The organism is Pseudomonas sp., assembly GCF_049645325.1.
GTDB lineage: Bacteria > Pseudomonadota > Gammaproteobacteria > Pseudomonadales > Pseudomonadaceae > Aquipseudomonas.
This window is the reverse complement of record NZ_JBARTQ010000568.1, coordinates 1-5,861: the sequence shown is the minus strand read 5'-3', so window position 1 is coordinate 5,861 and position 5,861 is coordinate 1. Positions and strand designations below refer to the sequence as shown.

Sequence of the window (5,861 nt, the reverse complement as noted above, 5' to 3'; positions counted from 1 at the left end):
AGCCAGCTCCCACATTGGATTTTCAGTGTTTTTTGAAAGAGGAGTCATGCATGTCTGGATTCTGGAACCAAGCCTTCGACCTCACCGGCCGTTGCGCGGTGATTACCGGTGGCGCCGCCGGGATCGGCCTGGCCTGCGCCAGCCTGCTGGTGGAACGCGGCGCCCGCGTGGCGTTGCTCGACCGCGACCCGGCGGTGGTGGAAGTGGCCGCCAGCCTGGGCGCCGGGCACCTGGGCATTGCCGTCGACCTCAGCCAGATCGGCCAGGTACAGCACACCATCGACCAGGTGTTCGAACACTTCCAGCGCCTGGACTTTCTCATCAACAGCGCTGGCATCGTGCTGCTCGACAAGGCCATTGATGTCAGCGAAAGCGCCTGGGACAGCACCCTGGATATCAACCTCAAGGCCAGCTTCTTCGTCGCCCAGGCCTGCGCGAAGCACATGCTCGCCCAAGGCAGCGGGCGCATCGTCAACCTCGCCTCCCAGGCGGCGGTGATCGGCCTCGACCGCCACGTCGCCTACTGCGCGAGTAAGGCGGCGATTGTCGGCATGACCAAGGTGCTGGCGATGGAATGGGCCCCGCAGATCAACGTCAACGCCATCTCCCCGACCATCGTCGAAACCGCCTTGGGCAAGAAAGCCTGGGCCGGTGACGTGGGCGAGCGGGCCAAACTGCAGATCCCGGCGGGCCGTTTTGCCCAGCCGGAAGAAATCGCCGGGCTGGCGTTGTACCTGCTCAGCGATGCCGCGCAGATGATCACCGGCGCCAACATGGTGATCGACGGCGGCTACAGCATTCAGTAATTCATTTTTTGTCGTGAGGTTTTGTCATGTCCACCGTCACCGAACGCACCCCTGAACAACGCTCGCCGGTCATCCCGAAAACCATGCAGGCCGTGGTCTGTCATGGCCCGGAAGACTACCGCCTGGAAACCGTCGACGTGCCCACGCCCGGCCCGGATGAAATCCTTACCAAGGTCGAGCTGTGCGGCATCTGCATGGGCGATATCAAGACCTATCGCGGCGCACCGTCGTTCTGGGGCGATGCCGAACAACCGCGCTACGTGAAACCGCCGATGATCCCGGGGCATGAGTTCGTCTGCCGCGTAGTCGCCCTCGGCCCCGGCGCGGAAAAACGCGGCGTAAACGTCGGTGACCGGGTGATCTCCGAGCAGATCGTGCCGTGCTGGGGCTGCCGTTTCTGCAACCACGGCCAGTACTGGATGTGTCAGAAGCACGACCTGTATGGGTTCCAGAACAATGTGCAGGGCGCCATGGCCCAGTACATGATCTTCACCAAGGAAGGCATCATTCATAAAGTGCCGGAGTCCATTGCACCGGATGAAGCCATCCTGATCGAACCACTGGCCTGTTCGTTGCACGCCGCCGAGCGCGCCAACGTCGACCATGACGACATTGTGGTGGTGGCAGGCGCCGGCACCCTGGGCCTGGGCATCATCGGTGCCGTGCGCCTGCGCAACCCGAAAAAGCTGATCGTGCTGGACATGAAACCCGAACGCGCCGCCCTCGCCCTCCGCATGGGTGCCGACGAAGTGTGGAACCCGGCTGAAGTCGATGTGATGGCGAAAATCCGTGCGATCACCGATGGCTACGGCTGCGACATCTACATCGAAGCCACCGGCCACCACAAGGCCGTGAACCAAGGCCTGGCGATGCTGCGCAAGCTGGGCCGTTTCGTCGAATTCAGCGTATTTAATGATGAGGCCACGGTAGATTGGTCGATCATCGGCGACCGCAAGGAGCTGGACATATTGGGCTCGCACCTGGGCCCATACATGTACCCGCGCGCCATCGACTTTATCGGCAACCGCAAGATCGACATGCGCGACGTGGTCACCCACAAGTTTGCGCTGGCGGACTTCAAGGAAGCGTTTGCGGTGATGGAGCGCGGGGATAAGTCGCTCAAAGTGGTGCTCGAACCCTGACGCCAGCCACACCACAATCCCTGTGAGAGCTGGTTTGCCTGCGATGGCAGTATCAACTGCCACACCGCCATCGCAGGCAAGCCAGCTCCCACATTAGAATTTTGTTGCCCTTTAGAACAAGAACAGGAACCCGCGTTATGAACCGAGTCATCAACGATCCGGACCAAGTGGTCGAGGACATGCTGCGCGGCATCCTGGTCGCGCACCCCGAATTGCGCCAATACGAAACCAACCCACGGGTGATCGTCAAAGCCAGGCCCAGCGCGCAAGGCCGCGTGGGCATTGTCACCGGCGGTGGCTCAGGGCATGAACCGGCCTTTCTCGGCTACGTCGGCCCAGGCCTGGTGGACGCGGTGGCCGTTGGCGAGATTTTCTCCTCGCCCACGGCCAAGAGCTTTTTCGACGCCTTCCGCGCCGCCGACCATGGCGCGGGCGTGGCCTGCCTGTACGGCAACTACGCCGGCGACAACATGAACGTGAAGCTGGCGATGAAAATGGCCGCCAGCAAAGACATGCACGTGCGCACCGTGGTCGCCAACGACGATGTGGCCTCCGCGCCCAAGGCCGATATCGCCAAGCGGCGTGGTGTGGCCGGGGAGATCTTCATGTGGAAGGTCGGCGGTGCCGCGGCCGCCCAGCATTACGATTTGGACGGGGTGATCCGCGTTGCGCAGAAGGCCGTCGAGAATTGTCGCTCCATCGGCATCGGCCTCACACCCTGCACTATCGCCGCCGTGGGCAAGCCGAACTTCCAGATTCCCGACGGCCAGATGGAACTGGGCATCGGTCATCACGGCGAACCGGGCATTGAAGTGATCCCCATCGAATCTGCCGCCGCCATGGCCGAGCGCATGCTCGCGCCGATCCTCGCCGACCGTGATTTCAACCAGGATGACAGCGTGGTCGTGCTGGTCTCCGGCCTGGGTGCCACGCCGGTGATGGAGCTGTACATTTTCTACGCCGAGGTCGAACGCCAGCTCAGGGCCAAGGGCTTGAAGATTCACCGCTGCTACGTCGGCAACTACTTCACGTCCCTGGAAATGATGGGCGTGACCCTGACCCTGCTCGGCCTCGACGCCGAACTGAAAACCCTCATCGACCAACCGTGCCGTTCCATCGGCATGACCCAGGCGGAGTGAACCATGAGCGAACATTTTTCCACCCGCGACGGCAGCGCCATCGTCGCCGACCTGGTCAGCGTGATCGTGGCCAACCGTGAATACCTCAGCGAAGTCGACGGCGCGATTGGCGACGGCGACCACGGCATTAACATGGCCAAGGGTTTTGCCCATTGCGGTCGCACAATCGAAGGCCGCCAATTGACCCTCGCCGAAGCGCTGGATGAACTGACCCTGAGCCTGATGGAAGGCATCGGCGGCTCCATGGGGCCGCTGTATGGCAGCCTGTTTATCGGCATGGCCGATGAAGTGCGCCACAGCGAAAACATCGACGCGGCAACCTTTGCCCACCTGCTGCGCGGCGGCTTGACCTCGTTGCAGGACATTACCGAAGCGGGCGTGGGTGATAAATGCCTGATGGACACGCTGATCCCGGCCGTCGAAGCCTTTGAGCGCGCGCACGCGGTGGGTGCGTCGTTCAACGATGCGCTGGAGGCGATGAAAACCGCCGCGTCCCAAGGGCGCGATTCAACCAAGGACCTGGTGGCCAAAATCGGCCGCGCCAGCCGCTTGGGCGAGCGCTCGCTTGGCGTGCTGGATGCCGGGGCGGTGTCGTGCTGCCTGATCCTCACGCGCCTGGCGGACTCGGTTCAGCCGAGGCTGGTGTAGCGTCTGAGCTGGCACCTTCGCGAGCAAGCCCGCTCCCACATCCGACCGCATTCTAGATCAAATGTGGGAGCGGTCTTGCTCGCGAAAGCAGCAACCCGGTTAACCCGTAAAGCACCCAACTCGCCGCGATCAAGCCTCCCACTCGGCTGACTGCTTGACCTGCTGGATATACCGCGCCACCGCCGGCGCTTTCTCGAAGCGCCGGTGAATCAGCGACAGCCACGACGTGGCGTCATTCCCCTGAATAGGGCGATACACCACGCCCGGCAAACTCACATGCCCGACCATCGAGGCCGGCACCACCGCCACGCCCTGGCCCAATGACACCAGCGCCACCACCGCGACCAAACCGCCGGGCTGCGGTCCCAGGCGCGGCGCAAAATTCCCCTGGGCGGCGACGTGCAACGTGCCGCTGATTTGCTCCGGCAAGATAAACGTCTCGTTTTTCAGGTGCTCGCAACCGATGGCTTTGAGCCCCAGCAACCAGGAATCCTGCGGCAACGCGAGCACAAACCCTTCGCTGTCCAGGCGTACCGCGTCCACCCCGTCGGGCAAGGTCATCGGCGAGCGAATATAGCCGATGTCATAACGCCCATCCGCCACAGCGCCGGGCAATGTCGCCATCGCGCATTCGCGCACATTCACGCTCACATCTGGAAACGCCTGGCTGAATGCCTGCATTTGCCGTTGCAACAGCCCGCCGTACACCGCCGAAGCCACGTAACCGAGTTCGATATGCCCGATCTCGCCGCGCCCGGCGCGCTGGGCGTTGCGCTGCGCGAATTCGAACTGGCGCACGGTGGCTTCCGCTTCTATCAGCAACGCCGCGCCCGCCTCGGTGAGGCTGACCTCACGCTGCTGACGGACAAACAAACGCGCGCCCAGGCTGGCTTCCATGTCCTGGATCTGCCGACTCAACGTCGGCGGCGCAATGCCGAGCTGTTCAGCCGCGCGGGTGAAGTTGCGCTGGCGTGCAACGGCCAGAAAGTAGCGGAAGTGGCGTATTTCCATCGCAGGATTAGCTCAAAGGTAATGAAGTACCGAGCCGCGCCTAACGAAGGCGAGGCGCACCGGGGATAAGCTGTGGAGGCGCTAACAGTAGAGAGGGTATCCCATGTTCGTCAAACCTGCGTGCCTGGCAGTTGCCAGCTTTTTAATGCTTCCTCCCGCAATGGCGGCGGATGCGCCGGCCAGCGTTGCCCACAAAGCAATCCTGACATTGGCCACCGCCCAACGGATCGCCGCCCACGCGCGTAAAGTCGCCGCCGACCACGGCTGGCCGTGTGCCTTGGCGATCGTCGATGACGGCGGCTGGCCGATCCTGACCTTGCGCATGGATGGCGCACCGGTGGTGGCCGGCATTGAGCTGGCCCAAGGCAAGGCGCGCACATCGGCGCTGTTCAAACGGCCCTCGGCGGACTTGGAAAATGCGATCAACACGGCACGGCCGGCCGCGATCACGGCGGGCCTGCTGATGATGAAAGGCGCACTGCCGATCATTATTGAAGGCCAGGTGGTGGGTGCCATTGGTATCAGTGCGGACACCCCGGCCCACGATGATGAAATCGCCTCAGCGGCGCTAGCGTCGGTGCAACCATGAGTAAGGTCAGCCCACGCTTGACCCTGCTGACCGCTTCCGGCGTCTGCTCGCTGATCGTGCTCGACACCAACATCGTCGCCGTGACCCTGCCGAGTATCGCCCGGGACTTGGGCGCCAACTTCGCCGACATCGAGTGGGTGGTCAGTGCTTACATGCTGGCGTTTGCCGCCCTGCTGTTACCGGCGGGCAGTATTGCCGACCGCTTTGGCCGCAAGAAATCGCTGCTCTGGGGGCTGGGCATTTTCATCCTCGCCTCGCTGGGCTGCGGCGCAGCGCCCAATGCGTTGCTCCTCGACATCGCCCGTGCCGTAAAAGGCGTCGGCGCAGCCTTGCTATTGACTTCAGCCCTGGCCTCCATCGGCCACACCTTCCACGATGAAGTCGAGCGCGCGAAGGCCTGGGCGTTCTGGGGTGCGTGCATGGGCGTGGCGATGACTGCCGCGCCCACCCTGGGCGGCTTGATCACCCAGTACCTGGGCTGGCGCTGGATTTTTTATCTCAACCTGCCGGTGGGCCTGGGGCTGAT

At 63.0% G+C, this 5,861-nt stretch carries 7 protein-coding genes; 6 read left to right on the top strand and 1 reads right to left on the bottom strand.

Features of this window, described 5'->3' with window-relative positions; genetic code table 11:
• The first annotated feature begins 50 nt into the window (after positions 1-50).
• The 4 genes from WBB95_RS23765 (at position 51) to dhaL (ending at position 3,735) form a co-directional block, all read left to right on the top strand.
• A complete protein-coding gene (locus tag WBB95_RS23765; RefSeq protein WP_424489783.1) occupies positions 51-806 on the top strand; it encodes an SDR family oxidoreductase in 756 nt (251 codons plus the stop codon).
• Between the two features lie 26 nt (positions 807-832).
• Positions 833-1,948: an MDR/zinc-dependent alcohol dehydrogenase-like family protein gene (locus WBB95_RS23760; RefSeq protein WP_424489782.1), complete on the top strand. Its 1,116-nt coding sequence runs from the start codon at positions 833-835 to the stop codon at positions 1,946-1,948.
• Between the two features lie 137 nt (positions 1,949-2,085).
• Positions 2,086-3,087 carry a dihydroxyacetone kinase subunit DhaK gene (locus tag WBB95_RS23755; protein ID WP_424489781.1) on the top strand — a complete coding sequence of 334 codons (1,002 nt, stop codon included), beginning with the start codon at positions 2,086-2,088 and terminating at the stop codon, positions 3,085-3,087.
• A 3-nt stretch (positions 3,088-3,090) separates the two neighbouring features.
• Complete coding sequence (dhaL, locus tag WBB95_RS23750; protein ID WP_424489780.1) at positions 3,091-3,735, top strand: dihydroxyacetone kinase subunit DhaL; 645 nt, start codon at positions 3,091-3,093, stop codon at positions 3,733-3,735.
• Positions 3,736-3,864: 129 nt separating this feature from the next.
• Here dhaL and WBB95_RS23745 read toward each other — a convergent pair whose 3' ends face one another.
• Positions 3,865-4,746 carry a LysR family transcriptional regulator gene (locus WBB95_RS23745; protein WP_424489779.1) on the bottom strand — a complete coding sequence of 294 codons (882 nt, stop codon included), beginning with the start codon at positions 4,744-4,746 and terminating at the stop codon, positions 3,865-3,867.
• 103 nt (positions 4,747-4,849) lie between these two features.
• Between WBB95_RS23745 and WBB95_RS23740 the strand changes: the two genes are divergently transcribed.
• A complete protein-coding gene (locus WBB95_RS23740; protein ID WP_424489778.1) occupies positions 4,850-5,335 on the top strand; it encodes a GlcG/HbpS family heme-binding protein in 486 nt (161 codons plus the stop codon).
• On the top strand, positions 5,332-5,861 hold a 530-nt coding region (locus WBB95_RS23735; protein ID WP_424489777.1), incomplete at its 3' end, for an MFS transporter. The genes WBB95_RS23740 and WBB95_RS23735, both read left to right, overlap by 4 nt.